Origin of the sequence: Dyella acidisoli (assembly GCF_030160295.1) — a bacterium.
In the GTDB taxonomy this organism is placed as follows: Bacteria; Pseudomonadota; Gammaproteobacteria; order Xanthomonadales; family Rhodanobacteraceae; genus Dyella_B; species Dyella_B acidisoli.
The window spans coordinates 159,619-184,213 of the sequence record NZ_BSOB01000018.1 but is presented as its reverse complement, the minus strand read 5'-3'; the positions used below and the strand labels follow the sequence as shown (position 1 = coordinate 184,213).

31 protein-coding genes are annotated in these 24,595 nt (G+C 60.7%); 24 read left to right on the top strand and 7 right to left on the bottom strand.

The features are described from left to right. Positions 1–198 precede the first annotated feature (198 nt). Complete coding sequence (locus QQJ86_RS12015) at positions 199–1,212, bottom strand: phage portal protein (protein WP_284321185.1); 1,014 nt, start codon at positions 1,210–1,212, stop codon at positions 199–201. Beyond that, positions 1,212–2,972 carry a terminase large subunit domain-containing protein gene (locus QQJ86_RS12010; protein WP_284321184.1) on the bottom strand — a complete coding sequence of 587 codons (1,761 nt, stop codon included), beginning with the start codon at positions 2,970–2,972 and terminating at the stop codon, positions 1,212–1,214. The genes QQJ86_RS12015 and QQJ86_RS12010 overlap by 1 nt, the downstream gene beginning before the upstream one ends. Before the next feature lie 148 nt (positions 2,973–3,120). Here QQJ86_RS12010 and QQJ86_RS12005 point away from each other — a divergent pair, with 148 nt between their 5' ends. From QQJ86_RS12005 to QQJ86_RS11955, 11 genes are all read left to right on the top strand, one after another. Further along, positions 3,121–3,978 (top strand): GPO family capsid scaffolding protein, encoded by an 858-nt coding sequence (locus tag QQJ86_RS12005; protein ID WP_284321183.1) that lies wholly within the window; start codon positions 3,121–3,123, stop codon positions 3,976–3,978. A 50-nt stretch (positions 3,979–4,028) separates the two neighbouring features. Then, positions 4,029–5,039, top strand: a complete 1,011-nt coding sequence (locus QQJ86_RS12000; RefSeq protein ID WP_284321182.1) for a phage major capsid protein, P2 family — start codon at positions 4,029–4,031, stop codon at positions 5,037–5,039. An 11-nt stretch (positions 5,040–5,050) separates the two neighbouring features. Then, positions 5,051–5,701, top strand: a complete 651-nt coding sequence (gpM, locus tag QQJ86_RS11995) for a phage terminase small subunit (protein WP_284321181.1) — start codon at positions 5,051–5,053, stop codon at positions 5,699–5,701. A gap of 100 nt (positions 5,702–5,801) precedes the next feature. After that, positions 5,802–6,266: a head completion/stabilization protein gene (locus tag QQJ86_RS11990; protein ID WP_284321180.1), complete on the top strand. Its 465-nt coding sequence runs from the start codon at positions 5,802–5,804 to the stop codon at positions 6,264–6,266. After that, positions 6,266–6,475, top strand: a complete 210-nt coding sequence (locus QQJ86_RS11985; protein WP_284321179.1) for a tail protein X — start codon at positions 6,266–6,268, stop codon at positions 6,473–6,475. The genes QQJ86_RS11990 and QQJ86_RS11985 overlap by 1 nt, the downstream gene beginning before the upstream one ends. A gap of 11 nt (positions 6,476–6,486) precedes the next feature. Continuing rightward, positions 6,487–6,837 carry a putative holin gene (locus QQJ86_RS11980; RefSeq protein WP_284321178.1) on the top strand — a complete coding sequence of 117 codons (351 nt, stop codon included), beginning with the start codon at positions 6,487–6,489 and terminating at the stop codon, positions 6,835–6,837. Further along, positions 6,837–7,121, top strand: a complete 285-nt coding sequence (locus tag QQJ86_RS11975; RefSeq protein ID WP_284321177.1) for a phage holin family protein — start codon at positions 6,837–6,839, stop codon at positions 7,119–7,121. The genes QQJ86_RS11980 and QQJ86_RS11975 overlap by 1 nt, the downstream gene beginning before the upstream one ends. Beyond that, complete coding sequence (locus QQJ86_RS11970; RefSeq protein WP_284321176.1) at positions 7,111–7,929, top strand: N-acetylmuramidase family protein; 819 nt, start codon at positions 7,111–7,113, stop codon at positions 7,927–7,929. The genes QQJ86_RS11975 and QQJ86_RS11970 overlap by 11 nt, the downstream gene beginning before the upstream one ends. Beyond that, the gene (locus tag QQJ86_RS11965; RefSeq protein ID WP_284321175.1) at positions 7,926–8,411 is read left to right on the top strand and encodes a hypothetical protein; all 486 of its coding nucleotides are present in this window, start codon (positions 7,926–7,928) and stop codon (positions 8,409–8,411) included. Before QQJ86_RS11970 ends, QQJ86_RS11965 begins: the two co-directional genes overlap by 4 nt. Beyond that, positions 8,408–8,887, top strand: a complete 480-nt coding sequence (locus QQJ86_RS11960; RefSeq protein WP_284321174.1) for a phage tail protein — start codon at positions 8,408–8,410, stop codon at positions 8,885–8,887. Before QQJ86_RS11965 ends, QQJ86_RS11960 begins: the two co-directional genes overlap by 4 nt. Further along, on the top strand, positions 8,884–9,342 hold the full coding sequence (locus QQJ86_RS11955) for a phage virion morphogenesis protein (RefSeq protein ID WP_284321173.1): 459 nt from the start codon (positions 8,884–8,886) through the stop codon (positions 9,340–9,342). Before QQJ86_RS11960 ends, QQJ86_RS11955 begins: the two co-directional genes overlap by 4 nt. 34 nt (positions 9,343–9,376) lie before the next feature. Here QQJ86_RS11955 and QQJ86_RS11950 read toward each other — a convergent pair whose 3' ends face one another. The 3 genes from QQJ86_RS11950 to QQJ86_RS22840 form a co-directional block, all read right to left on the bottom strand. Beyond that, on the bottom strand, positions 9,377–9,802 hold the full coding sequence (locus QQJ86_RS11950; protein ID WP_284321172.1) for a hypothetical protein: 426 nt from the start codon (positions 9,800–9,802) through the stop codon (positions 9,377–9,379). A gap of 167 nt (positions 9,803–9,969) precedes the next feature. Continuing rightward, positions 9,970–10,713, bottom strand: a complete 744-nt coding sequence (locus QQJ86_RS11945; RefSeq protein ID WP_284321171.1) for a DNA-methyltransferase — start codon at positions 10,711–10,713, stop codon at positions 9,970–9,972. Further along, positions 10,631–10,873, bottom strand: coding sequence for a Com family DNA-binding transcriptional regulator (locus tag QQJ86_RS22840; protein ID WP_284321170.1), 243 nt, complete (start codon positions 10,871–10,873; stop codon positions 10,631–10,633). The genes QQJ86_RS11945 and QQJ86_RS22840 overlap by 83 nt, the downstream gene beginning before the upstream one ends. Before the next feature lie 282 nt (positions 10,874–11,155). On the opposite strand from QQJ86_RS22840, the gene QQJ86_RS11935 reads away from it, so the two are divergent. Genes QQJ86_RS11935 through QQJ86_RS11920 form a run of 4 tightly spaced genes read left to right on the top strand, consistent with a single transcriptional unit; the run spans position 11,156 to position 14,863 of the window. Further along, entirely contained in the window at positions 11,156–12,046 is an 891-nt protein-coding gene (locus QQJ86_RS11935) for a baseplate assembly protein (protein ID WP_284321169.1), read from the top strand. Then, positions 12,039–12,593: a phage tail protein I gene (locus QQJ86_RS11930; RefSeq protein WP_284321168.1), complete on the top strand. Its 555-nt coding sequence runs from the start codon at positions 12,039–12,041 to the stop codon at positions 12,591–12,593. Before QQJ86_RS11935 ends, QQJ86_RS11930 begins: the two co-directional genes overlap by 8 nt. Position 12,594: 1 nt before the next feature. Continuing rightward, a complete protein-coding gene (locus QQJ86_RS11925; protein WP_284321167.1) occupies positions 12,595–14,190 on the top strand; it encodes a tail fiber protein in 1,596 nt (531 codons plus the stop codon). Between the two features lie 13 nt (positions 14,191–14,203). Next, complete coding sequence (locus tag QQJ86_RS11920; RefSeq protein WP_284321166.1) at positions 14,204–14,863, top strand: phage tail protein; 660 nt, start codon at positions 14,204–14,206, stop codon at positions 14,861–14,863. Between the two features lie 15 nt (positions 14,864–14,878). Here QQJ86_RS11920 and QQJ86_RS11915 read toward each other — a convergent pair whose 3' ends face one another. Continuing rightward, positions 14,879–16,078: an AlbA family DNA-binding domain-containing protein gene (locus QQJ86_RS11915; protein WP_284321165.1), complete on the bottom strand. Its 1,200-nt coding sequence runs from the start codon at positions 16,076–16,078 to the stop codon at positions 14,879–14,881. 130 nt (positions 16,079–16,208) lie between these two features. On the opposite strand from QQJ86_RS11915, the gene QQJ86_RS11910 reads away from it, so the two are divergent. From QQJ86_RS11910 to QQJ86_RS11870, 9 genes are all read left to right on the top strand, one after another. Further along, a complete protein-coding gene (locus tag QQJ86_RS11910) occupies positions 16,209–16,781 on the top strand; it encodes a phage baseplate assembly protein V (RefSeq protein WP_284321164.1) in 573 nt (190 codons plus the stop codon). Positions 16,782–16,783: 2 nt separating this feature from the next. Beyond that, entirely contained in the window at positions 16,784–17,143 is a 360-nt protein-coding gene (locus QQJ86_RS11905) for a GPW/gp25 family protein (RefSeq protein ID WP_284321163.1), read from the top strand. A gap of 24 nt (positions 17,144–17,167) precedes the next feature. Then, positions 17,168–18,346: a phage tail sheath protein gene (locus tag QQJ86_RS11900; protein WP_284321162.1), complete on the top strand. Its 1,179-nt coding sequence runs from the start codon at positions 17,168–17,170 to the stop codon at positions 18,344–18,346. 54 nt (positions 18,347–18,400) lie between these two features. Continuing rightward, a complete protein-coding gene (locus QQJ86_RS11895; protein ID WP_284321161.1) occupies positions 18,401–18,910 on the top strand; it encodes a phage major tail tube protein in 510 nt (169 codons plus the stop codon). Between the two features lie 71 nt (positions 18,911–18,981). Next, complete coding sequence (locus QQJ86_RS11890; protein ID WP_284321160.1) at positions 18,982–19,305, top strand: phage tail assembly protein; 324 nt, start codon at positions 18,982–18,984, stop codon at positions 19,303–19,305. A gap of 8 nt (positions 19,306–19,313) precedes the next feature. After that, on the top strand, positions 19,314–19,427 hold the full coding sequence (locus QQJ86_RS11885; RefSeq protein WP_284321159.1) for a GpE family phage tail protein: 114 nt from the start codon (positions 19,314–19,316) through the stop codon (positions 19,425–19,427). 3 nt (positions 19,428–19,430) lie between these two features. Further along, positions 19,431–22,184, top strand: a complete 2,754-nt coding sequence (locus QQJ86_RS11880; protein WP_284321158.1) for a phage tail tape measure protein — start codon at positions 19,431–19,433, stop codon at positions 22,182–22,184. 3 nt (positions 22,185–22,187) lie between these two features. Then, on the top strand, positions 22,188–22,646 hold the full coding sequence (locus tag QQJ86_RS11875) for a phage tail protein (RefSeq protein WP_284321157.1): 459 nt from the start codon (positions 22,188–22,190) through the stop codon (positions 22,644–22,646). After that, the gene (locus tag QQJ86_RS11870) at positions 22,643–23,656 is read left to right on the top strand and encodes a contractile injection system protein, VgrG/Pvc8 family (RefSeq protein WP_284321156.1); all 1,014 of its coding nucleotides are present in this window, start codon (positions 22,643–22,645) and stop codon (positions 23,654–23,656) included. Before QQJ86_RS11875 ends, QQJ86_RS11870 begins: the two co-directional genes overlap by 4 nt. Positions 23,657–23,717: 61 nt before the next feature. On the opposite strand, the gene QQJ86_RS11865 is transcribed toward QQJ86_RS11870, so the two are convergent. Further along, complete coding sequence (locus tag QQJ86_RS11865) at positions 23,718–24,593, bottom strand: DNA adenine methylase (protein WP_284321155.1); 876 nt, start codon at positions 24,591–24,593, stop codon at positions 23,718–23,720. Between the last annotated feature and the right edge of the window lie 2 nt (positions 24,594–24,595).

The following is a 24,595-nucleotide window of genomic DNA, read 5'->3' as shown; positions in this document are numbered from 1 at the left end:
CTAGTTTTTTCTCGAAAACCCCCGCATCCTTTGACTCTAGGATGGGTTCGTTGCTTACTGTAACGGGGGTATGCTTTGTTTCTATGGTTGCGTCAATTGCCATATACATAGCCCGTCGCGTTAAGGTGAGACACAAGCCATAAGAGCATTGACTCCCCAGGGTGTGCCTGCAGAAATTACTGACTAACGCAATCACTACTATCCACTTGTGGCGCCTCCGTTGTTGTCTGCCACTAAATAGGGATTAAAAGTAATTACTTCATTGCCTACCCAATCATTTAGTTCCCTTAGCCGTGCCTGCAAAGGAAGCAACTCATTCGCAGCAAACACCTGCGCAGCGGGCACCACTGAACCAAAACCAGTGGTGCCCGTCGGCACTAAACCAAGCAGCTGCGGCGGCACACGATGCGCAGCCAGCACATCGTCCCGCGTCACGTTCTTGATATTGAAGAACTCATCCTTCGCAGCCACTTCGCTAATTGGCATCAGTTGAAGGCCATCCTTCTTGCCACCAGGCGCATACATGAAAAGGTTCCGAAAATTCCCCGGCCCCTTACTGTTCTTGAGCGCCGTCTTGATCGCGTCCACTTGCGCCTCGTCCGACAACGCATCGGTGAGATAAAGAATGTACCCAGCATGTGAGCCGTTGAGGTAATACTTGCGCCGAAACAACGTGCCCGATTCGTTGAGCCACGCGCTTTGCAAAGCGGCCAGGTATTCCGGTACGCCGTAGATTTCCTGGTGTACATCCGGCTCCCGCAGATGAAACACCGAACCTGGCGCGAACTCGTACTCCGTCTTCCAACCTTTCACCATGAAGTAGCTGTCCAGGTCGTCGCAGCCGCGGCGCATGTACTTGGCCAGCGACGGCTGCAGCGGCTGCACCTTCCCCAACCGATTCTTGGGCGCTTCCAGGTAACTGTTGCCGAACACCAGGTAATCGAGCACGTAACGTGCAAAGGCTTCACGGCTCAATAGTCGGTGCGGTTTGAACGACGATACCAGAATGTTGCGCTTCACATAGATCGCACTGGAATGATGGGGTGTTGCACGAAACGAGCGTGCCAGCCCTTCCAGTGACATCGGTGGCTCGTACCAGCGCCCGTTACGCCACGCTTCCATGTACTCCAGCACTTCACGCCCATCGAGCACCGGTGTGGGATCGCCGAAGGCAAAGGCTTCAACGCGCGGCATCGTCACGGACTCACTCATCAGAAAATCTCCAGCAAACTGGTATTGCGCGCGGTGGCGCCTTCCAGGGGTTCGTTGATCAGGGCATGCATGCAGGCCCACGCGAGGTCCGCATGGCCAGTCTCTTCGGTGCGACCCGCGGTGTAGGTCACCTGTCGGCCGCTGTGGCTGAGCGTCTTGCGGATGGCCATGAACGATTGGGCGAGATCCGTCCAGCCGGCGTCGAATTCGAGACGTCCCTTGCCGATTACGTTCTGCGCCTTCATCACCATCTGCGCTTTGGCATCGGGCGAGTACAGGATCTTCCGTGCCATCGGAAAAAACTGGATCACGAGTTGATGCACGGCGGCACCGATGCCGGTGCCGTCGATGCCGATGTACGTCACGCTGTAGCGCTTGGTGATCTTGCGAATGAAGTCGGCCTGCGCCTCGAAATCCATTCCCTTCAGCCGATGCCGCTCCAGCACGCGAAATTTCCCGCCGGGCTTGCTGGGCGGCGCGACCACGACCAGCCCCGCGCTATCGCCGCCCTCGCCCAGGGAGGGGTCATAGCCGATCCACACCGGCGCATACCCGAACGGACGCATCGCCAGCGGCTGCAGATCGGTCCAGTCGACCCAACTGTCGACCATGCAGCCCTGCATCATCGCCAGCGTAAAGAGGCTGTCCCCGTCATCCAGGAACTGGCACATCAGGAGGTTGGCAAATTCGTCCGGCGTGTATTCGATGCGCAACTCATCGAGATCGAACAGACTGCAGCCACCGCGCTCGGCATCCTCGATCGTCACGATCTGCCGCCACACCTTGTCCGCGCAGCGCAGACCGCCCACCAGCGCTTCGTGCGTGGTGACGATCTCCAGCCGCTGATCCTTCGGCCGGCGGCGGTTGTAACGATCGCCGGACCAGTACGCGTGGGCTGGATGGCTCTTGGCGCTTGGCGTGGAGAAATACGTCTTGCGCCATTGCTTGTGCATGGCCATGCCGGAGGCGACCTTGTTGATCTCCTCGAAATTGCACGTCCAGAAGAATTCGTCGTAGTAGAAGTTGCCGTGGTAGCCCTGCGCAGTGCGTGCGTTCTGGCCCAGGAAGTACAAGTGCGCACCGTTCCACAGCACGATCGGATCGCCCTTGAGGTCGATGTCGCAGGCTTCCAGTGCGAACTGGCGGATGTACTGCTTGAAGATGTGCGCCTGCGCCTTGCTGGCGGACAGGAAAATCTGGTTGCGCCCGGTGCTGATCGCATCAAAAAGCGCCTCGCGCGCGAAGTACCAGGTTGCGCCGATCTGGCGGCTTTTGAGGATCATGCGCGTGCGTTCGTCCGCCGCGCGGTGCCAGGTGTGCTGGTAGTCGAACAGCGAGTCGAGGAAGCTCTTGCGTAGGTGCTCGACCTGTTCGTCGCTGAAGGTGTTGCGCTTCGGCTGCTTCTTGGGGCCAGCGTTGCGTGCTTCGATGGCGGGATTGAGATCCGCTTCGGTCCCGCCGGGGGCTTCGTAGCGGCGCACGCGCGCCAAGCGTTCGATCTGCCGGCCGAGCAGATCGATTTCCTTGTAGTCGCTGCCGGTCTTGGGATCCTTGCAAACCAGCTGCACCAGGCGTGCTTCGATGCAGGTTTCCACGCGCTCGATCACCGGCGCCTTGTCCCACGCATCGCGTGTCTTCCACGATTCCACGGTGGTGCGCGCGATCCCCATCGTTTGCGCGATATCGGATACACGCCACCCTTGCCAATAAAGGGCACGCGCACCGCGGCGCTGATCGATTTCAGGGGATGGCATCACCATGCGCGCATCGTCGCCCGCGCGCGTTCGTATCGATGGCTTGTGCTTCGGTACCAGTGGATTGGTACCGCGCTAGTACGTTGCTCGCGTGACGTGCGGTGTCGAGGATGGCCCCGTCCTTTTACGTCGCTGCGTTCACGAGGTGTCGGCCATGGCCAAAAGCAAGTTCTTCCGCGTTGCCGTTGAAGGCGCGACCACCGATGGCCGCACGATGGAGCGCAGCTGGATCAGCGATATCGCGGCGACCTACAACCCGCAGACCTACGGCGCGCGCATCTTCCTTGAGCACATCCGTGGCCTGATGCCGGATGGTCCATTTAAGGCGTACGGCGACGTGACGGCGGTGAAGGCCGAGGAAATCGCCGACGGGGATCTCAAAGGCAAATTGGCCCTCTTTGCGCAGATCGAACCGACCGCCGACCTGGTCAGCATGACCAAGGCCAAGCAGAAGATTTACAGCAGCATCGAGGTCAATCCGAAATTCGCGAGCACCGGTCGCGCGTACCTCGTGGGCCTCGGCGTCACCGACAGCCCGGCGAGTCTCGGTACCGACATGCTCACCTTTGCCGCGCAGGCCTCCAGCAATCCGCTCGCAAGCCGCAAGCAATCGCCCGACAACCTCTTCACCGCCGCCGAGCCGATCGAGATCGAGTGGGAAGAGGAATCGTCGGATGGCCACACCACGACGTTGTTTGCGGCGATCAAAGAACGCCTGGCCAAGCTCACCGGCAAAGCCAAGGTGCAGGACACGCAGTTCGCCGAGCTGGGCGATGCATTGAATGGCCTCACCGAGGCGTTGGAACAACTCGCCACGCACTCGACCACCACCACCCAGCAGTTCGCCGATCAGCTCAGCGCGTTCACGCGCCGCCTAGACGCCATCGAGCAAGCCGGCCAGGACACCACGACGGCCTTCGCCACGTTGCGCGCCGAACTGGAGGCCACGCCCGCGTTCACCCCACGTCCGCCGGCCACCGGCGGTAGCGGTGTCTTGCAAACCGACTGCTGATCCGCACTCGCTTTCTTTTCCGATTCTCGCTTGCCCGCCCCGGAGCCTTCATGCGTAACGACACCCGCCGCCTCTTCAACGCCTACGCGGAACGCGTGGCCCAGCTCAATGGCGTGGACAGCGCCGCGAGCAAATTCAGCGTGACACCGACGGTCCAGCAGACACTGGAAAACCAGCTGCAAGCCAGCAGCGAGTTCCTGAGCAAGATCAACGTTATCGGCGTGCAGGAACAGGAAGGCGAGAAAGTGATGCTGGGTGTCACCGGCACCATCGCCGGGCGCACCGATACGCGCACCAAGGACCGCATGCCGCGCGACGTCAGCGATCTCAAGAACCAGGGCTATCGCTGCGAGAAAACCGACTTCGACACCTTGATCAAGTACCAGCAGATCGATGCGTGGGCGAAGTTCCCCGATTTCCAGACGCGCCTGCGCGACGCCATCATCAAGCGCCAGGCGCTAGATCGCATCCTGATCGGCTTCAACGGCGTGAAGGTGGCGGCCGACACGGATCGCGCCGCCAACCCGCTGCTGCAGGACGTGAACATCGGCTGGTTGCAGCACATCCGCACCGAGGCACCCAGCCACTGGATGAAGGAAGGCGCAACCCAAGGCAAGATTCAGGTCGGCACCGTCGTCGGCTGCGATTACGCCAACATCGACGCGCTGGTGTACGACGCGGTGATGCTGCTGGAGGAGCCGTACCGCGATGCGACGGATCTCGTCGCCATCTGCGGTCGCAAACTTCTGCACGACAAGATGTTCGCCAAGCTCAACCGTGATCAGCGCGCGACGGATGAATTGGCCAGCGACATCCTGATCAGCCGCGAAGCAATGGGTGGTTTGCCGGCCATTCGCGTACCGGGCTTCCCGGACAACGCTGTGCTGGTGACGCCGCTCAGCAATCTTTCCATCTACTGGCAGGAAGGTGCACGCCGCCGTTTGCTGCGCGATCGGCCGGAGCGCGATCAGATCGAGAACTACGAGTCCTCCAACGATGCCTACGTGGTCGAGCACTACGGCACCGTGGCCCTCTTCGAAAACATCGAGCTCAAGCACTGAGGACTGCCACGATGACCAGCCCCGCCATGCGTCATCGGGAGCGCGTGTTGGCGGCCCAGGCAGCGAGCCTGGCCGCCAGCACCGGTGCGCAACAGCTCACCGGCAGCGCCTACGACCTGATGCTTGCCAAGCTTGCCGAAGACAAGCGTGTGCTGAAAAGCATCCAGTCCATCCAGCAGAAGATTGCCGTCAAACGCCAGCGCCTCCCGGAATACGCGGCCTGGATCGCCGGGGTGCTCGAAGCCGATCAGCCCGTGCAGGATGATGTGTTTGCCACGCTGATGGTGTGGCACATCGACACCGGAGCGCTGGAGTCCGCACTCGACATGGCCGCGCATCTTCTGAAGCACGACCTGAAGCTGCCCGAACACTATCAGCGCGACGTCGCCACCCTGGTGGTCGAGGAAATCGCCGATCAGAGCGAGAAGCCCGGCACCACGGTCACCGTCGATCAGCTCTTGCGCGTCGGCCAACTGACCGACGGGCGCGACATGCCCGATGAAGTGCGGGCCAAGCTTCACAAAGCCATTGGGTTTGCACTGCGCGACACCGTTCCCACACAAGCACTCGATCACCTGCAGCATGCGCTGCGCCTGAATCCGCGACTCGGCATCAAGACCGAGATCAGCAAGCTGCAAAAGCAGCTTGTCTCCGCGACCTGAGCTCGCCCCGAGCGCCGCGGCGGCTCGGTGGGCACCCGATGACCTCTCTCCCATCCGGATGACCCACCGACCACCGCCGCACCTTATCGAAGAGATCCCGATGTCCGGTTTTGTCGCTACGGCACCCACTACCGATCCACCCGTCATCCGTTCGGGTGACTGGTATCCCCCGATCGCGCTTGCTGAGGTGCGCGCCGTGCTGCGTCTGGACGGCACCGTCACCGAGGCACGCCTGACCGAATGCATCGCGCTGGCCATGTCGACCGTCGAAGACGAACTGGATGCGTGGCAACAGCAGCAGGAAGCACTGGGCCGCACGTCGCTTGCGGACGTGCCGAGCAAAGTGATCGGCGACACCTCGCGACTGGTGTTGCTGTATCAGCGTGCCGTGTACGCGACCGCGAAAGCCGAACTGATCGAACGCTATCGCGATGTCGACAGCACGGATGCCGGGCAGCGTCGCGCCGAAGCGATGGAATTGTCCGTCGACGATTACCGCCGGCAAGCGCGCTACGCGATTCGCGACATCCTGGGCCGTCCACGCGCCACGGTGGAGTTGCTCTGATGATCGTGCGCGCACTACAAGGCGAAACGCTCGATGCGCTCTGTCAGCGCGTGCTGGGGCGCACCGCCAGCGTGACGGAAGCGACGCTCGCCGCCAATCCAGGCCTGGCCGATCTCGGCCCCGTGTTGCCCCAGGGCTATCCGGTCAACCTGCCTGATACCGCTCAAACCGCGCAGTCCGTGACGGCGCAGGTACAGCTCTGGACCTGAGAGGGATAACGATGGCCGAACCGACGACCACCACTACGCTCGCGTTCGTCGCGACCGGTGTGGGACTTGCCACCCTCGTGCCGGGTATCGATGGCAATGCCATCGTCGGCGCTTTTGCGGGTGCGGCGCTCGTCGCGCTGCATGCGCGGGATGTGTCGATGACCTCGCGCGGTATCTACCTGCTCATCAGTTGGATTGTGGGTTACCTCGCGGCACCGGAAGTCGCGGCGCGCATCGACGTGCAGGCCACGGGTGTCGCCGCATTCCTTGCTGCAGCGTTCGCCATTGCCGTCACTGTCCAGGTGCTGGAGCGGATCAAGACGATCGACCTCACCACGTGGCTGCGTCGGGGAGGTTCCTAATGGACCACCTCTTGGCCGCGCTGCTCTTCATTGCCAACGCCATCACCTGCGCGCGTCTGCTCCTGTATCGGCGCGCCGGTGCCCGCTATCGCCTCGCGGTCAGTGTGTGCGCCTGGGTGCTAATCGTCAGCACTGGCAGTACGGCGCTGGGTGTGCTGCTCGGCCTCTATGCGAACACGCCGATCCATCTCGGCGATCTCGGCGTGTCCCTCGTGCTGTGCGTGTTGAGCCTCACCGCCCAGGGCAATGTCGCGGCCATCCTTCGGACGAACCATGACAACTAACTTCACCTTACGTACCGGTGATCACGGCGCGGACGTCACCGTGCTGCAGCAGCGATTGCATCGCGTGGGCCACCCTGTCGTCATCGACGGCTGGTATGGCCCGACCACAGAAGCCGCAGTGCGCGCCTTCCAGCGCAGCCGCCACCTGATCGAGGACGGCATCGCCGGCCCGCGCACGCAGAGTGCATTGCTCGGTACCGTCGATCCGCGTGCACTGACGCAAGCCGATATCGAGCGCGCGGCGGCGGAACTCGGCTGCGAGGGCGCGGCGATCAACGCGGTGGTGGAAGTGGAAAGCCCGCGCACCGGTTACCTCCCGGATGGGCGGGTGGTGATCCTGTTCGAGCGGCATGTGTTCTGGCGGCAGCTGCAGGCCCATGGCATCGATCCGACCACGGTGCAGGCACCGGTGTCGATTCTGAGCCAGGCACGTGGTGGTTATGTCGGCGGTGTCGCGGAATATGCACGCCTCGCGCAAGCTGCAGCGATCGCACAGGAACCCGCCATGGAAGCCTGCAGTTGGGGGCGGTTTCAGATCATGGGCCACCATGCACGAGCACTCAGATACGCCAGTGCGACAGCGATGGCTGCGGCTTTCGCCGCCGGCGAAGCCGAACAGCTGCAGGCGTTCGTGCGATTCGTAGAAAACGATGCGGAGCTGTTTAAGGCGCTGCGCAATCGCAAATGGGCCGCGTTTGCGCGGAGCTACAACGGCCCGGGGTATGCCGACAACCTGTACGACGTGAAGCTGGCCAAGGCGTATGCACGCCATGCCGCCGCGCGGCCGTCGGTTTCGGAGATGGCATGACACTGGTGCGCCAAGTGCTGCTCGGTGCCGGCCTGCTCGGCGCACTGTGGCTCTATCACGTCGTCACGACGCAGCGCATCGCGCTCGCTGAAGCGCGTGCTGACGCCGCCACAACGGCGCAGCGTGACCTGACTGGCCAGCTCGCCGCTGTGCGCGCCAGCGAACACATCGTCACGCGTTACGTCGACCGCGTACGCGTCGTGCAGGAGCGCGGCGCCACGCTGACCAAGGAGATCCCTGTCTATGTCACTGCCCAAGCGGACGCTGCTTGTTCTGTGCCTGTTGGCTTTGTGCGCGTGCACGACGCTGCCGCCGCGAATGAGCTGCCCGGTCCCGCCGGAACTCTTGATGCGCAACCCAGCGGCGTTGCGCTCTCTGCAGTCGCCGGCACCGTCGTCGACAACTACGCCACCTGCCATGCGGCCATCGAACAATTGAAGGCACTGCAAGCATGGGTGCGTGCTAACCAGGCCGCGCCATGAAGAAGCCTGCGAGTCTGCGCCAGGCGTTGACCGCGGCCTTGTCGGATCTCGCGCGCAATCCCGAGAGCTTGCTGGTCTTCGTCGACAAGGGTTCGGTGATCGCCACCTACGTGCCGGGCCTGTCGTTCGAATACAGTTACACCCTCAACGTGATCCTGATCGACTATGCGGGCGATCCTGACACCGTGATGGTGCCGCTCTTGATGTGGGTGCGGGAGAACCAGCCGGAGCTGCTCGACAACGTCGATATACGGCCGGATGGCATCACGTTCGAAGCGGACATCATCAGCCATGACGCGTGCGATCTCAGCCTCACGCTGAAACTGACCGAGCGCGTGATCGTGGCCGAGGGCAATAACGGTCGCCTGGATATCGTCCATGTCGAAGAACCGATGCCCGAGCCACGGCTGATGGCGAAGCATTGGCGGCTCTTTCTGCATGATGCGTTGATCGCTGAGTGGGATCAGCCCGCATGAGCGATGCAGATCTGGCGTTGCTCGAAGATTGGGTGGAGGGGTTGTTGCTGGCCATCCGTCCTGCAGGACGTCGTCGCATCACGCAGTCGGTGGCGGTCGCCTTGCGACGAAGCCAGCAGCAACGGATTGTGGACCAGCGCAATCCAGATGGCACACCCTATGTGCCGCGCAAGATGCACAAACTGCGCAACAAGGCGGGGCGCATCAAGCGCGGTAAGATGTTCACGAAACTGCGGACGGCCAAACACTTCAAAACCCACGCCACCGCCGATGCAGCGGTGGTCGCATTCACAGGTCGCGCCGCACGCATAGCACGTGTACACCAGTACGGCCTTACCGATCGCGTCACGCCAAGCGGCCCGCGGGTGCGTTATACACGCCGCGAGCTGCTTGGGTTTAGTGCGGAAGATCGAGTGCTGGTGAAGGACATACTGCTCAGCAGCCTCACGCGTTGACGCTCGTTCTCCCAGCCCTTCTCTGAAAACGCGATCAATAGGGTTCGCGCTTGTAGAGCCAGCCATAACCTGCGACACAGACAGCAACGATGCTCCATCGGAACCATGCGGCGTCCCAGAACGCATCGCCCTTTATCACATAGTTGCTTTGGTCATAGTCCAACAGCGATGGAAGTGAGATCACCGTGTTCCATGCATCGAGCGCCGGCCACCAAGCATAGAAAAGCAGGCCCAGCAAGGCAGGCCATGCAACCGACAGCCGGGAGAAGCGCCACTCACCCCCATAGAGCCAAGAGGCAATGCCTAGCCCTGCAACCGTCAAGGTTGCCACGATCTCCTGCAACATTGTTTTCCAGGGCAAACCAAACGCATCGGCACACGTCTTGACGCCGATAGCGCAGAGAATCGCGGCGAAAACGAGGGCAATCAGCGTTTCTTGAGTACGATCATAGGTCGACATCGTCAGCTCCGAATCGAACAACAAAACACCGGGAGGTGCGTAAAACCTCCCGACCTGACGGCAGGCTGCCCCCTTGCACCCACCGTTACCGGTAGTAGTTCGGCGATCTTTGGAAAAACTTGAGAGCCACCTCGCATGTGTGTAGACGCCGTTCAAGATGCCCAACGTTACGCAGCAGAGATTTGGGATACCGCACTCAGTCTGTCCCGCGCCACACCGAAGTAGCCCTCCGACATTTCTATGCCGACGAACCGATGTCCGGCGCACAGCGCGGCCACACCCGTCGTGCCGCTACCCATAAAAGGATCAAGCACGGTGCCCGCCGGAGGGACGATCGCCATCAATTTATCCATCAATACCTGCGGCTTGCCGACCTGATGTTGCTTGCCGCCACGCTGGGGATGCACCGAGAACACGCCGGGCAAGACCACCGGATGGGCTTGCGTATCGATCGGCCCGCGGCTCGCCCACACCACATATTCCGATTGACTACGGAAACGCCCGCGTTGCGGCCGACACCCGTTGGTCTTGTCCCACACCACAATCCCCTGCCACACCCAGCCGGCCACCTGCACGGCATCCGTCATCGTGGGCAGCATGCGCCAATCGATAAACGTCAGGAGGTGACCACCAGGACGCGTGACACGATGGCACTCGGCGAGCCACTGGCTCGCCCACGCAAGAAATCCACGCTGATCACGAAAATCTCCCTCAAAATCGGGGAGCTTGTTCTTGGCGTCGCTGTTGACGTACTTCTCGCCGGTGGGCTTGGCGCGCGCGGCCATGGTCTGACCACCGGAGCAATACGGTGGATCGGTGATCACCGCATTAACGCTTGCATCCGGCAGGGTGCGCAGCACTTGCAGCGCATCGCTGCGATGAAGCGTGTAGGGAGTGACTTTGTCGTGCATGGTCGTTCTCGTATGGCGCTCCCTGGCTCTCTGGCAGGGGGCTCGGAACGGCCCTCAACGAATTAAATGTGCCGCAACGCGGGCACTTGATTTCGATCGCATCGAAATGACGAGCGCGCGCGAGCAATTTCGCGCAGCGCGAGCAGCGAACATCCTGCATCCGTAGATCCTATTGACGGGCGTGTTAGCCTCGCCAGGCTCCGTCGACGGGGTGTGGAGCCTTCGGTTTGGCTTGCAGGTGTTGCTGCGGGTTGGATGGTCGGCATCGCGTTCCCGCGCGATGTCGGCCGCTCCACGTAGTAGCGAGAGGATGCCTTGCGCAACATGGCGCACGACAGCCTGACACGGATGTACCAATCCTTCGGTACATCGCCCTGCGCTCGCGTCACCGTCCTCGCCGTCGGCAGCATGCAGGCATGCCTTCGCTCTTCGCCCGCTATCCATGTCCGGCCTGACCGCCGTCGATCTATCGCAACTCCCGGCACCCGCCGTGGTGGAGGCGATTTCGTTCGAGCGCATCTTCGCGGACATGCTTGCGGATCTGCGTGCACGCGACGTGACCTTCACGGCACTCACCGAATCCGATCCGTCGTATAAGGTGCTGCAGGTCGCTGCGTACCGCGAAATGCTCCTGCGCCAGCGCGTCAATGACGGCGCTAAGGCGGTGATGTTGCCGTATGCCCGCAGCACGGATCTGGACAATCTCGGTGCGTTCTACAACGTCGAACGCCTGACGTTAGATCCGGGTGATCCTTCGCGCGGCATTCCGAAAATCACGGAAAGCGACGAGGACTACCTGCGTCGCATCCGTCTCTCGCCGGAAGGCTTCTCCGTCGCCGGGCCGGAAGGCGCGTACATCTTCCACGCCCTTAGCGCGAGCCCGGACGTGCTGGATGCCAGCGCGACCAGCCCATCGCCAGGGCAAGTGCGGGTGGCGGTGCTATCGCGCACCGGCGACGGCACGGCACCGCAAGCGACGCTCGATGCTGTAGCGGCCGCGCTGTCGTCGGTGAAGGTTCGCCCGCTGACCGATGAAGTCATCGTGCAGAGCGCGGAGATCATCCCTTATCGCATCACTGGTACGCGCTACACGCTCGCGGGTCCCGATAGTGCCGTCGTGCTGGATAACTCGGACAGGAACCTCGCCAAGTTCGTTGTCGATACGCACAAGCTCGGACGCGACATCACGCGCAGCGGGCTCGATGCGGCGATCCACGTGCCGGGTATGCAGCGCGTGGATCTGGACACTCCAACCGATCGCATCGTGATCAGCCGGACGCAAGCGGCGTATTGCACAGCGATCGATCTTCGTTACGGCGGCAACGATGAATAGCCTCTTGCCGCCCAACGCCAAACCCGCCGAACGCGCGCTCGAAGCAGCGATGGCGCGTATCGGGGACGTACCGGTTCCGATCCGTGATCTTTGGAACCCGAAGACCTGTCCTGTTGAACTGCTTCCCTGGCTGGCCTGGGCGCTGTCGCTCGACACCTGGCGTAGCGATTGGCCTGAGCACATCAAGCGTGCGCGTATCGCGAGTGCCTTCGAAATCCAAAAGCACAAAGGCACCGCCAAGAGCGTCAGCGATGTGGTCGAGAGTTTCGGCGGTGCGGTGGAGATCACGGAGTGGTGGCAGAAGGAACCGAAAGGCGAGCCTCATACGTTTGAACTGTCGATGACGCTGTCCGGTGCAGATGGCGCTGAAGCCGCGGCGCAATATGTCGACGACGTGATCGCGGAAGTGACACGCACAAAACCGGTGCGGTCGCACTTCACCTTTACCCAAGGCGTGAACCTCTACGCGGCGACCGGCATCGCGGCGGTCGCACGCCCCTGCCTGTTCGCGCGCCTGGACTTGGTCGCGCCTGCCGAGGAAACCTGACATGCCCCAAGCGTTGACTCTGACCGTCACGACGGCCGGCCGCGCCGCCCTGGTCAATGCCAAGCACGATGGCACCAACGCGGTGCTGGTGGCATCGGTGGGCGTAACGGCATCGACCTTCACGCCTGATCCGTCACTCACGAAGCTTCCTAGTGAGTCCAAGCGACTCACCACCTTGAGCGGCGGTGCTACGGCTGCGGATACCGTGCACGTCACGATCCGCGACAACAGCGCCGAGTCGTACACCATTCGCGGCATTGGGCTGTATCTGCAGGACGGCACGCTTTTCGGCGTCTACGGGCAGGCTGGCGTGCTTGCGGAGAAATCCACACAGGCGACGCTGCTGTTGGCGATCGATACACGGTTCGCTGATATCAATGCAGCGAGCCTGGTGTTTGGCGATACCAACTTCCAGCTCAACAAGGCCACGACGACGATGGCCGGCGTGGTGCAGTTGGCCACCGCAAACGATGTAGTTGCCGGGTCAGATAGCTCGCTGGGGATCACGCCGTCTACGCTGAAGGCTGGGCTGGATGATCGACTCGGTGCAAATGCACCCACCAAGTTCGTCAAGGCGCTCTTGGCGGCAGTAGATACGATCACGTTCCGCTCGGGCCTTGGCCTCAAGAGTGCTGCGCTCAAGGACACCGGCGCGAACAATGGGCTGGATGCGGATCTGCTGGACGGCCAGGAAGGTGCGTTCTATCAGGCGTGGAATAACCTGACCGGCGTGCCAGCAGCTTTTCCCTCCGCGCCACATCAGCATGCGATGGCCGACATCATCGGTTTTGCGGCGGCACTCGCCACGAAGCTGGACGTGGCCTCGCGGTATTACCCCGGTCAGATCATCGTGACCGCGGCATCGACCCCGCCGCCCATGACTCTGGTGTGTGATGGATCGGCAATTTCCCGCACGCAGTATGCGGCGCTGTTCACGGCGATCGGCACGACGTACGGCGCCGGCGATGGCACCAACACGTTCAACGTTCCGAACCTGCGAGAAGGCACGTCCGTCCGAGTGACGACCAAAGCGGCGAAGGTCGGTACCTATGACGCGGGTACCATCCTGTCGCACAGCCACGCCGCCTCTGCCACGGCCGTGGGCGATCACGCACACAGTGTGACGTTGAGCAATGCCGGTTCGCATGCGCACGCGGCCAGTGCCGATGCCCAAGGCGATCACACGCACTATGCGTGGACGGATGGCCAGGGCAATCACGCGCACAGCGGTTCCACCGATGCGCAGGGGCAGCACTCGCACGTGACGTTGAACAACGTCTTTGGTGACGGATCAGGATCGAGCTATGTCGGCGGTGGTGGACCATCGTTCCGTAGCATGCAACGCCAAACGAACGACGCCGGCAATCACGCGCACAACTTCTCCACCGATTGGCAAGGCAATCACGGTCATGCCATCGGCATGAACGGCCCCGGCAACCACTCACACAACATCTACGTCGCGGCAGTGGGCGACCACAACCATGGCGTCAATGTCGGCGCCGCCGGTGGACATACCCACACGCTGACCGTGACGGCGACAGGTGTCACGGACAACTTGCCTGCCGGTACCTACATGCTCCATTGCATCGCCTATTAAAAAGGACGCATCCATGCCTGACACGAAGAATCTGCCCCAAACGAAATGTGCATTTACCTTCTGTACCAAGACGCGCGAATACTTGGGCGAATTGGAGGCGTACTTGGCTCCGTTAGAGGGCACCTATCCGCTGCCAAACAACGCAGTCTTTGTCGAGCCGGGAGCTGATCCGGGGCTGCAGAAAGCACGTCGCCTTACGCAGGATGGAAATGCGTGGGAGGTCGTTGACGATTTTCGATTCATCATGTTGTGGGACACTTCGACGGCACATCCGATGCCCAACACACTCACACTCGGGGAAATGCCGCCGCAGGGCGTGACGCACCTTCCGCCACCAGCCTACGGCGTGCAGGACTATAAGTGTCCTGCATGGGACGCAGAAGCGAACGCATGGATTGCTGCGCCTGACTACAGCCGCTGCACGCTATGGACAAAAGCGACCGCTCAACGCACATCATCCTTGTTACCGGGCGTGGCGTTACCCGATACCTTGACGACGCTCCAACCGCCGATGGGCGAGCATGTGCGCGCAATGTGGAATGACGCCGCGCAAGCCTGGGATGCAGTGCTCGACTACCGTGGCTTTCGCTATTGGACAAAAGACGGTGTACTCCATGAAATCAAGGAACTAGGAGAGGTGCCCGAAAACAACTTCCTCACAGAACCGCCGTAACCACCTTGGCTAGCATCAACGTGGCTGTATCCATGTTCCATCTTCCTTGAAGTAAGGGCAGCGCGACAATCCAAATCCCTGCCAGATCATGTCCAATATCTTTCGGGTCGTCTTATCTTTCTCTTCTGGAGTTTCTCGCTCACCAAGGACTTTCGCTGGAACGATGAGATGCGGCCGGTCAGCATATTGTGGCGTTTGATCAAACTGACGGCCTGCAGGTAATCCATAGCCGGTAGCATTCAATATGGCAACGCTCACTAGGAAAGAGCCCTCTTTGCCTAGATCGTAAAGTACATCCGGGACACGTTGAATAGCATCTCGAATGTAATGCGCCAAACCACCATCAGGCACTATCTTAGTATCTGCCCACCTTGAGCCCGCGTAGGCCAATGATTCATATGCGCCGTCTCTATAGAGTTGCACGTAGCCCATCATCCTTACCGCATCTACGTCATCAGTAAGCGACTTCAATCGTTCGAGCGAACTTATACACAGTCCATCAAAATTCGTATCAACCCTGGGGCTGTCCTCCCAGGGCTTGGGGATTCTCTGCCAAATGTTGGTTGCTGCTTTTAGATCTATTTCTTCAGGTTCTTGCTGATAGTTGATTAGAGGCAAAATATGTATTGCACATAGCGGTCCTTCTCGCAGTGGTCGCCAGCTTTCACCTCGTATATGGTCGTTCTGCCGTGTACGAATCCATTCGCGTGCACGAGTCGTAGCTGCGGCTGTGCGATCAAACGCTGCTCGAAGTTCTTGATAAGTGAAATCTGTCACGCGACCTCCTCGCCTGACTTTGAAGCGCTTCTTACCCTCATCTCCAAACCAGTAAGGACCGCCAAAAGTCGAAGGAACGTGCAGGGCAAGTACATACCCTCCATCGACGTCGATACGCTGAAATTCGAGACCGTGTATTCGTGGTTCAATTAGCTTGTCAAGTTGTTGATGAAGGCGCAAATGCGCTTCGTCGTATGGCTCATCTGCAATGGGAGTCAAAATAGGTGTGCGTTCCTTGCTGACTTCGCCTATCCCATATAACAGGGTGCCACCAGTCGCGTTGGCAAGCGCACAAACATCACCCAATAGATCGTCTCGGTCGCTCTTATCCCCTTTTTTGGGCAATTCCCTTTTGTAATCCATGCCTTGATCTTCGGGTACCGCGCCAGCGATCAAGTTGTCTATGTATTCCTTATCAATCTCTGGCCTGCGAGGCATGCATCCTCCTGCGAGGTTTATCCAAACGATTCCCGGATAGTGATGAGAGTACAGCGTAAATACTGTACCAATAACCTGGCACACGGCCACTGGCTCGCATGACCATACTTGGCGCCTGCAGCATGCCGGCATGGACCCGCTCGTCGAACTTTCCCGCCTACTGCAGAACCTGCTGCGCTACGGCGTGGTCGCCTCCGTCGATCACGCCGCACGCCGCTGCACCGTTCGTAGCGGCGCGCTGGTTACCAAGCCGCTACGATGGCTGACTTATCGCGCGGGGGATGCACGCACGTGGTGGGCACCCAGCGTTGGCGAACAGGTCATCCTGTTGTGCCCTGGCGGCGATACCGCACGCGGCGCCGTACTTCCGGCGCTATATGCCGATAACGCTCCGACTCCAGTCGACGACGACTCCGCGCACATCACGCAGTACCCCGACGGCGCACTGATCAGCTACGCCCCAGAAAAACACGAGGTCAGCGTTGCGCTGCCATCCGGTGGCAAAGTCATCCTGGTCGCGCCGGCTGGTGTCGATATCACCGGCAACACGCGCATTGCCGGTACTTTGCATGTCACTCAAAACGTCTCCGTCGACGCCGGCATCAAGGCGGCAGATGACGTCGTTGCTGGCACTATCAGCCTGCAGCACCACAAAACCCAAGGTGTGCAACCGGGTGCGTATCTCTCCGGCGAGCCGATATAGCCATGCGCGGCACCAATGCCACCACCGGCAAGGCCATCGAAGGGCTTGCACACCTGCAGCAGTCCATCAGCGACATCCTCGAAACACCGTACGGCACGCGCGTGATGCGTCGCGAGTACGGTTCGCTGCTGCCGTATCTGATCGACCAACCGTTCCATGCCGCTACACGACTGCGTCTCTACGCTGCAACCGCGACGGCGCTGATGCGCTGGGAGCCACGCGTGCAGTTGACGCGCGTATCGATGGCGCTCGGTGCTGCGCCAGGTCAGGTCGTGTTGATCCTGGAAGGCACGCGTACCGACACGCCGGTCGCCACACCCGTTTCCCTCACCGTCCCCCTGCAACTCAGCGCCGCTTCGTAACGGCATCTATCACGAGGAACCCTCATGGCCCAGGCTTATCACCACGGCGTCCGCGTTATCGAAGCCACCGATGGCTCGCGAACGATCACCACGGTTTCCACGGCGGTTATCGGTCTGGTCGCGATCAGCGAGGATGCCGACCCCGCTGTATTTCCGCTCGACACGCCCGTGCTTGTCACCGACATCAAGTCGGCGATCAGCAAGGCCGGCAGTCCTGGAAAGGGCACGCTGTACGCCGCCCTCAACGCCATCGATGCGCAAACCAAGCCGGTGTTGGTGGTTGTGCGTGTCGCGCAAGGCAAAGATGCGGCCGAGACCACCAGCAATGTGATCGGCACGACGGCCGCGAACGGCCGGCTGACCGGCGCGCAGGCGTTGCTCGCCGCGCAAGCACGCCTGGGCGTGAAGCCGCGCATCCTGGGTGCACCAGGCCTGGATACGCAGCCGGTGGGCCTCGCACTCGCCACGATCGCCAAGAAGCTGCGCGGCATGACGTACCTCAACGTGCCCGATGCCAAGAAGGTCGAAGAGGTCATTGCCTACCGTGCGAATTTCAGCCAGCGCGAAGTCATGCTGGTGTGGCCGAACTTCACCGCGTGGGATACGACGACCAATGCCACAGTGGAAGTACCTTCCGCAGCATATGCATTGGGTCTGCGTGCTGCCATCGATGAGAGCCAGGGTTGGCAGAAGACGCTATCCAATGTCGCCGTGAACAATGTGACCGGCATCAGCATCGACGTGAGCTGGGATCTGCAGGACCCGGCCACGGATGCGGGCATTCTCAACCAGGCAGGCGTTACCACGCTGATCAATGCACAGGGTTTCCGCTTCTGGGGCAATCGCACCTGTTCCGATGAGCCCAAGTTCGTGTTCGAGAGCGCGACGCGCACCGCGCAGGTGCTGGCCGACACCATTGCAGACGGCCATATGTGGGCCGTCGACAAGTCGATGTATCCCAGCCTAGTGAAAGACATCCTCGAAGGCATCAACGCCAAGTTCCGAGAGATGAAGAGCAGCGGTTACGTCATCGGCGCGAGCGCCTGGTACGACGAGTCGGCCAATCAGGTGGCGTCCCTCGCCGGCGGTGATCTTTTCATCGACTACGACTACACGCCGGTACCGCCGCTGGAAGACCTCCAGCTTCGCCAGCGCATCACCGATCGCTACCTGGTCGATTTCGCCGCGTCGATCAACGCCTGACCCAAGACGGCCGGCCTGCCGGCCGTTTTTCCCTGTCTTTGAAGGAATCTACCTATGGCCCTGCCGCGCAAGCTCAAGAACTTGAACCTTTTCAACAACGGCAACAGTTATCTCGGCCAGATCGCCGAAGTCACCTTGCCCAAGCTCAGCCGCAAGATGGAAGAGTGGCGTGGCGGCGGCATGGACGCCGGCGTGGAAGTCGACCTCGGCGGCGAACTCATCACGCTGGAATGGACGGCCGGGGGCCTCATGCTGGATGCGTTGAAGCAATTTGGCATCACCAGTGCCGTCGGCTGTCTGCTGCGCTTTGCCGGCGCCTACCAGCGCGACGACACCGGCGTCACCGATGCGGTGGAAGTCGTGGTGCGCGGTCGCCACAAGGAGATCGATTTCGGTACTGCGAAGCCGGCCGACAACACGCAGCACAAGTTCACGACGAGCTGCGCTTACTACAAGCTCACCGTCAACGGTGAGGTGCTGATCGAGATCGATCCGCTCAACTTCATCTTCAACGTCGGCGGCATCGATCGCCTGGCCGACCAGCGCCGCGCGCTCGGCGTCTAACCCTCTTTTCTTCTCTTGCTGCCCACCGCTTTCGGCGGGCATGCCCTTATGCCTTTGCTTCGGAGCGCACCATGACGCAACCCAACGACATCCCTATCACCGCGCAAGCTAGCTTTGTGAACGTCACGCTGGATACGCCCATCGTGCGCGGCGCGCAAACCATCGCCTCCGTGGATCTGCGCCGACCGAAATCCGGCGAGCTGCGCGGCGTGAATCTGTCCGACCTGGCGCAGTTGGACGTGAGCGCCCTCATCAAGGTACTGCCGCGCGTCTCCATGCCTACGCTGACCGGCGCCGACGTCGAAAACCTCGACCCCAGCGATCTCATGAAGCTCGGTGCGGAAGTCGTCGGTTTTTTGCTGCCTTCGCAGAAAGCGGCGTTCCTATCTGCGTAGAAGACGTGATGGCGGACATCGCGGTGGTGTTCCACTGGCCGCCCACCGCAATGGCCGATTTCGAGCTGGACGAACTGATGGCCTGGCGCGAACGCGCCCGGCAACGCAACGGTACGGAGTAAGGTGTGGATCTCAAGCTGTCGGTCCTGCTGCAGACCCTGGATAAGGCCACGGCACCGCTCAAGAAGGTGCAGCAAGCCAGCAAGGCCGCGGCCGAGCAGCTGAAGAAGACGCGCGACACGCTGCGCCAGTTGGACGAGGTGCAGAAGAAAGCGGGTGAGTTCCGCACGCTGAAACAAGGCACGCGGGACACGGTGGTACGCATGAAGGATCTGCAAGTGCGCATCAACACCGTGGCGCGCGAGATGCGCGAGACCGACAGGCCCACAGCCGCATTGTCTCGCCAGTTCAAACGGCTGACCGCCGAGGCGCGTGATCTGAAAGCGCAGAAGGGTGAGCAGATCCGCAAGCTTCAGCAGCTTCGTGCAGGCCTCGCCGCGGCAGGCGTGGACACGCGCAACCTCGGTGTGGCCGAAACGCGTCTGCGCACGCAATCGACAGCAGCCACGCGTGCGGTGGAGCAGCAGACGGCCGCACTGCGTGCCCAAGGTACTCAGGCGCAGCAGTTAGTGACCCTGCGCGAGCGCCTGGCGCGCGGCCAAGCGATGGGTGCGAACCTGTCGATCGCGGGCTACGCCGCGATGCAAACAGGCCGACACCTGATCGATCAGGTGCAACCGGCCATTCACGAAGCCAAAATCTATCAGACGAACCTCGCGCAACTGCGCGCCCAAGGCGTCAGCAACGCCGATGTCGCACAAGCGGAGCGCTTCGTCCGCAGCGACACCACGCGCGGCAGCTCCATCAACGATAAGATGGAGATTCTCAAGGACGCCAACTCCATCTTCCGCGACATGCATGAAGCCGTGCAGGTCGCACCCTCGCTCCTGAAAGCGAAGTACACCTTCGAATCGCTGATGGCCGAGCATGGCGAAGGCGGTGGCCATGGGCAGGAGACGGTCAACCAGTTGATCGATGCGATCCGCACCGGTGAGCTGCGCAACGCGACCAAGACGCCAGAAGACTTCCAGCACCTCCTGGACATGATGAGCCGGGCCTACGTCGGCTCGGGCGGCCTGGTGAAACCCTCCGATTACCTGGAGACCATGAAGGTCGGTGGTGTCGCCGCCAAGCTGATGGACGAAAAGGCGCTGTTCTTCGGTGCGATGCACACCATCCAGGAAATGGGGGGTATGCGCGCCGGTACCGGCTTTGCGTCGGCCTATCAGAACTGGGCGGCCGGACGCAGCACGCAGCAAACCGCCGAAGCGTTGGCGCAGCTCGGCCTGGTCAACAAGGACGCCGTCAAATACGGCAAGAACGGCCACATCACTAAGATGCTGCCGGGAGCACTGAAGAACCAGACGCTCTACGAGAGCAACCCCTTCGAATACATGATGACCGAGGTCATCCCGCGCATTAATCCCACCGGCAAACTCACCGATGACCAGGTGGTGAGCAAGCTCAATGCGCTCTTCAGTGCGCGCAAGGGCGGCGACCTCTTCGCCGGCATGTTTATGCAACGCGCGAACATCCAGAAACAGCTCGATGCCGCCAGCAAATTTGCGGGTCTCGATGACACGTATCGCATGACCGGCGACACGGCCGTGGGTCAGGAGGCGGATCTCGAAGCGGAGAAACGCAATCTCTATCTGACGCTTGGGCGCGAAGTGTTGCCGCTGTATGTGGCGGGTTTACGCCAACTCGTGACAGTGCTGAAAACGCTGACAGAGGGAGCACAAAAGCATCCCGCCATTGCCAAAGGTTTGATGCTGCTTGCCGGTGGGTTGGGTGTGCTGATGGTGAGCGCGGGTGGACTGATGGTCGTGCTGGGTGGACTGATCGGCCAGTTCGCCTTGCTGCGCTTCGCGATGGAACGCGCCCGATTGGGCTGGGCGGCCCGCGGTGGTGCTGCAGCCGACGGCGAAGCGGCCGGCGTGGGCATGCTGGCACGTCTAGGTGGCCTCGCGCGCAACGTGTTTCCGGTGATGGCGACGGGCGCGCGTGCCGCCATGCTCGCGATCACGGGTGTGAGCTGGCCGGTGCTCGCATTGATCGCTGCGGTGGTCGCGCTCGGCGTTGTGGTCTGGAAGTATTGGAAGCCGATCAAGGCATTCTTCGTTGGCATCGGCCTGGGCTTGCGCGATGAACTGCTGCCCGCATTGGCTGCGCTTGGCGCCGTGCTGGCTCCGCTTAAGCCAGCGTGGGATGCCATCACCGACGCACTGGGCGCGGTGTGGCGTTGGATCGTCAGTTTGTTCGAACCCTTTCAGGCGACATCCGAGCAATTGGCCAGCGCAACGGCGCACGGCGTCACCTTTGGTCGCGTGCTCGGCGTCACGTTGGCCGGGGTTGTTACGGCGATTACCTGGACGGTGCAGGCGTTCACCTGGCTGGGCACAAAAATCGGCGAGTGCATCGGCTGGATCAAGGTGAACTGGAGCGGCATCACCGAGGTGATCAAGCAACCGTTCGCGACGGCCTTTCGCTGGATCAGCGACAAGATCGACTGGCTGCTCGACAAGTGGCGCGCATTGAAAGCCTCGCTTGGCCAGGACGGGCCGAGTGGTAACAGCGAACCACGCACATGGGAGTGGAACGATGGCCGCATGCCGCCATCACGTTTTGCCATCGATGACCGTCCGCCGCTCAAAGCAGGCAACGCCGGCAGCACCATCACCAACACCTACGCAGTCACGGTGCATGCGGCACCGGGTGCCGATCCGCACGCGACAGCGCGTGCCGTATCCGCGGAACTGGATCGCCGCGAGCGTGCCAAGGCCGCGGCGAACCGCTCACGACTTAGCGATTCGGAGTAACGCATGCTGATGGCACTCGGCCAATTCGTGTTTCAACTGCCGGACATCGCGTATCACGAACTGCGTCGCTCGACGGCATGGCGACATCCCGGCAACAGCCGTGTCGGTGCGCGCGAGGCGCGGCAATACGTCGGTCCTGGCGAGGACACCATCACGCTGAGCGGTGTGTTGGTTCCGGAGATCGCCGGCAAGCGCATGAGCCTCCTTACGCTGCGCACGATGGCCGATGCCGGCAATGCCTATGCATTGGTCGATGGCACGGGCAACGTGCTGGGCGCTTGGGTGATTGATCACTTGCAGGAAGGCGCTACGCATTTCACGCAGGACGGTATACCGCGGCGGACCGAATTCACGGTCTCACTTGCGCGCACGGATGACGGCCGGGTGCAGAGTGCACCGCCCGGCAATGACAACCTCACGGGGACCGTGAACAACGGTAGCGGGATGTGTGGTTACGCATGAGCGGTAGCAATCCGAAGCCGCGCTGGAAGGTCACGCTCGACGGCCACGACCTCACCTCGACGATCGCGCCACGCCTGATATCGCTCAAGATCAGCGTGTGCCGTCAATACAGTGCTGACCAGCTCGATATCGAACTGAGCGATCATGACGGAAAGCTCGCGCTGCCGCCCAAGACCGCCACGCTGCAGGTATGGCTCGGCTGGGACGACATCGGGCTCACCGATATGGGCACGTTTGCGATCGATGAGCTGGAACACACCGGTGCACCCGACCAGCTCATCTTGCGTGGACGCAGCGCGCACCTTCGCGGAGATCTTCGTCAACAGCGTGAGCAGAGTTATACCGATACAACACTCGGCGCGATCATCAGCCAGCTTGCAGGGCGCAACGGACTCACGCCGCGCTGTCACGCGAGTCTCGCCGACACATTCGTTGACCACGTGGAGCAGACCAATGAAAGCGACATCAACTTTCTGACGCGACTAGGCAAGCACTACGATGCCGTCGCCACCATCAAGTCCGGGGTGCTGATTTTCTGCCCTATTGGTCAGGGCACGACGGCGACGGGCAAGCCGCTACCTGGCGTGACGCTCGTACGGGTTGATGGTGACCAGCATCGCTATCACGCGGCGGATCGTGACGCATATGGGGGCATTCGCGCGCTGTACGATGACGTGCACACAGGCAAGACTGAAGCGGTGCTTATTGGTACCGATGACGGCCAGGGTGTGAAGACGTTGCGCACGATCTACGCCAGTAGGAGCAATGCATTGCGCGCTGCGCGCAGTGAATATCGGCGGTTACTTCGAGGTATCAGGACGTTCGAATATACACTTTCACGTGGCCGCCCGAACCTTTATCCGGAAATGCACATTCGAGTGGGAACCTTCAAGCCAGAGATTGATGACACTGATTGGATCATTGTGCGTGCGGAGCATTCGCTCGATGAGCAAGGATTAATCACGCGACTGGAACTGGAACATCGTTCCAGCGACAGCATTGCCGACTAACTTACTTTCGCATAGGAATCCTTTCGTATCCAATCCATCCCCTTGTTTTGTGTAATGACTATCAGCCAACTGCTTTTGTCTGCGGAATGTCCTCATCTGGGACAACGAGGTTTTGGCTGAAAAACATCACTTCATTCCCCACATATCGCCGTTGCGCAGTGTAGTTAAGTCCATAACTGAGTGACCGACTCAGCTGGTACATCGCACAAATCTCCTCGGAATTGTCATAAGACACTACCCAAGGCCACCTGAATTTTTTCTTCTGAATCGCTTTCGCAATGGCGACGTGATCGTCATGCTCGTAGTAGTTGCGATACAAACCTTTGCCTTTGACGTAATAGGGCGGGTCGAGATAGATCAAAGACCTCTTCGGAAGAAATTCCGAACAACGATTCAAAAGATGCAGCGAGTCCTCGCAATACACCGAAATATCCTTTGCATGCTTGGCAATTTCTTGGATTCGTGCGGCAACAACGTCCTTCTTGAATCTCGCATCCAGCTTGTAATCGCTGTCCTGGTTCTTTCCGCCGATAACGCCTGCCTTGAGTATCCCAGAGCGATTCGTCCGGTTCATAAACAAAGTTGCAAAGCCTTTCTCAATCAAATTTGCCTTACAGTCTTCACGCAGAACTGACCGCCACTTGAACCATTCTTCGATGGTGATGGGTGTAGCTTCCAGCAACTTCAGAAGCGCACGTGGATGTTTGGTGACGGAAACCCAGAAAGCGTATACCGCAGGATCTGCATCGTTGATATGAACATGGCTTGCGTAGCCATGAAACAACAAATCCAGAGCAACACCCGCGCCACCCGCGTATGGCTCTAGATAATGACCGCCGGCGATGCCATTGACTTCCATCACCTTTGCGATAAAGGGGGCGAATGGTGCCTTCCCACCAGGATAGCGCAAGGGACTATACAGTCTGTTGGAGTACATCG

Excerpts from the sequence above, each read along its gene's own strand:
- QQJ86_RS12015 (WP_284321185.1), bottom strand. The coding sequence starts at position 1,212 with ATGAGTGAGTCCGTGACGATGCCGCGCGTTGAAGCCTTTGCCTTCGGC.
- QQJ86_RS12010 (WP_284321184.1), bottom strand. The coding sequence starts at position 2,972 with ATGGTGATGCCATCCCCTGAAATCGATCAGCGCCGCGGTGCGCGTGCC.
- QQJ86_RS12005 (WP_284321183.1), top strand. The coding sequence starts at position 3,121 with ATGGCCAAAAGCAAGTTCTTCCGCGTTGCCGTTGAAGGCGCGACCACC.
- QQJ86_RS12000 (WP_284321182.1), top strand. The coding sequence starts at position 4,029 with ATGCGTAACGACACCCGCCGCCTCTTCAACGCCTACGCGGAACGCGTG.
- gpM (WP_284321181.1), top strand. The coding sequence starts at position 5,051 with ATGACCAGCCCCGCCATGCGTCATCGGGAGCGCGTGTTGGCGGCCCAG.
- QQJ86_RS11990 (WP_284321180.1), top strand. The coding sequence starts at position 5,802 with ATGTCCGGTTTTGTCGCTACGGCACCCACTACCGATCCACCCGTCATC.
- QQJ86_RS11985 (WP_284321179.1), top strand. The coding sequence starts at position 6,266 with ATGATCGTGCGCGCACTACAAGGCGAAACGCTCGATGCGCTCTGTCAG.
- QQJ86_RS11980 (WP_284321178.1), top strand. The coding sequence starts at position 6,487 with ATGGCCGAACCGACGACCACCACTACGCTCGCGTTCGTCGCGACCGGT.
- QQJ86_RS11975 (WP_284321177.1), top strand. The coding sequence starts at position 6,837 with ATGGACCACCTCTTGGCCGCGCTGCTCTTCATTGCCAACGCCATCACC.
- QQJ86_RS11970 (WP_284321176.1), top strand. The coding sequence starts at position 7,111 with ATGACAACTAACTTCACCTTACGTACCGGTGATCACGGCGCGGACGTC.
- QQJ86_RS11965 (WP_284321175.1), top strand. The coding sequence starts at position 7,926 with ATGACACTGGTGCGCCAAGTGCTGCTCGGTGCCGGCCTGCTCGGCGCA.
- QQJ86_RS11960 (WP_284321174.1), top strand. The coding sequence starts at position 8,408 with ATGAAGAAGCCTGCGAGTCTGCGCCAGGCGTTGACCGCGGCCTTGTCG.
- QQJ86_RS11955 (WP_284321173.1), top strand. The coding sequence starts at position 8,884 with ATGAGCGATGCAGATCTGGCGTTGCTCGAAGATTGGGTGGAGGGGTTG.
- QQJ86_RS11950 (WP_284321172.1), bottom strand. The coding sequence starts at position 9,802 with ATGTCGACCTATGATCGTACTCAAGAAACGCTGATTGCCCTCGTTTTC.
- QQJ86_RS11945 (WP_284321171.1), bottom strand. The coding sequence starts at position 10,713 with ATGCACGACAAAGTCACTCCCTACACGCTTCATCGCAGCGATGCGCTG.
- QQJ86_RS22840 (WP_284321170.1), bottom strand. The coding sequence starts at position 10,873 with ATGCAGGATGTTCGCTGCTCGCGCTGCGCGAAATTGCTCGCGCGCGCT.
- QQJ86_RS11935 (WP_284321169.1), top strand. The coding sequence starts at position 11,156 with ATGTCCGGCCTGACCGCCGTCGATCTATCGCAACTCCCGGCACCCGCC.
- QQJ86_RS11930 (WP_284321168.1), top strand. The coding sequence starts at position 12,039 with ATGAATAGCCTCTTGCCGCCCAACGCCAAACCCGCCGAACGCGCGCTC.
- QQJ86_RS11925 (WP_284321167.1), top strand. The coding sequence starts at position 12,595 with ATGCCCCAAGCGTTGACTCTGACCGTCACGACGGCCGGCCGCGCCGCC.
- QQJ86_RS11920 (WP_284321166.1), top strand. The coding sequence starts at position 14,204 with ATGCCTGACACGAAGAATCTGCCCCAAACGAAATGTGCATTTACCTTC.
- QQJ86_RS11915 (WP_284321165.1), bottom strand. The coding sequence starts at position 16,078 with ATGCCTCGCAGGCCAGAGATTGATAAGGAATACATAGACAACTTGATC.
- QQJ86_RS11910 (WP_284321164.1), top strand. The coding sequence starts at position 16,209 with ATGGACCCGCTCGTCGAACTTTCCCGCCTACTGCAGAACCTGCTGCGC.
- QQJ86_RS11905 (WP_284321163.1), top strand. The coding sequence starts at position 16,784 with ATGCGCGGCACCAATGCCACCACCGGCAAGGCCATCGAAGGGCTTGCA.
- QQJ86_RS11900 (WP_284321162.1), top strand. The coding sequence starts at position 17,168 with ATGGCCCAGGCTTATCACCACGGCGTCCGCGTTATCGAAGCCACCGAT.
- QQJ86_RS11895 (WP_284321161.1), top strand. The coding sequence starts at position 18,401 with ATGGCCCTGCCGCGCAAGCTCAAGAACTTGAACCTTTTCAACAACGGC.
- QQJ86_RS11890 (WP_284321160.1), top strand. The coding sequence starts at position 18,982 with ATGACGCAACCCAACGACATCCCTATCACCGCGCAAGCTAGCTTTGTG.
- QQJ86_RS11885 (WP_284321159.1), top strand. The coding sequence starts at position 19,314 with ATGGCGGACATCGCGGTGGTGTTCCACTGGCCGCCCACCGCAATGGCC.
- QQJ86_RS11875 (WP_284321157.1), top strand. The coding sequence starts at position 22,188 with ATGCTGATGGCACTCGGCCAATTCGTGTTTCAACTGCCGGACATCGCG.
- QQJ86_RS11870 (WP_284321156.1), top strand. The coding sequence starts at position 22,643 with ATGAGCGGTAGCAATCCGAAGCCGCGCTGGAAGGTCACGCTCGACGGC.
- QQJ86_RS11865 (WP_284321155.1), bottom strand. The coding sequence starts at position 24,593 with ATGTACTCCAACAGACTGTATAGTCCCTTGCGCTATCCTGGTGGGAAG.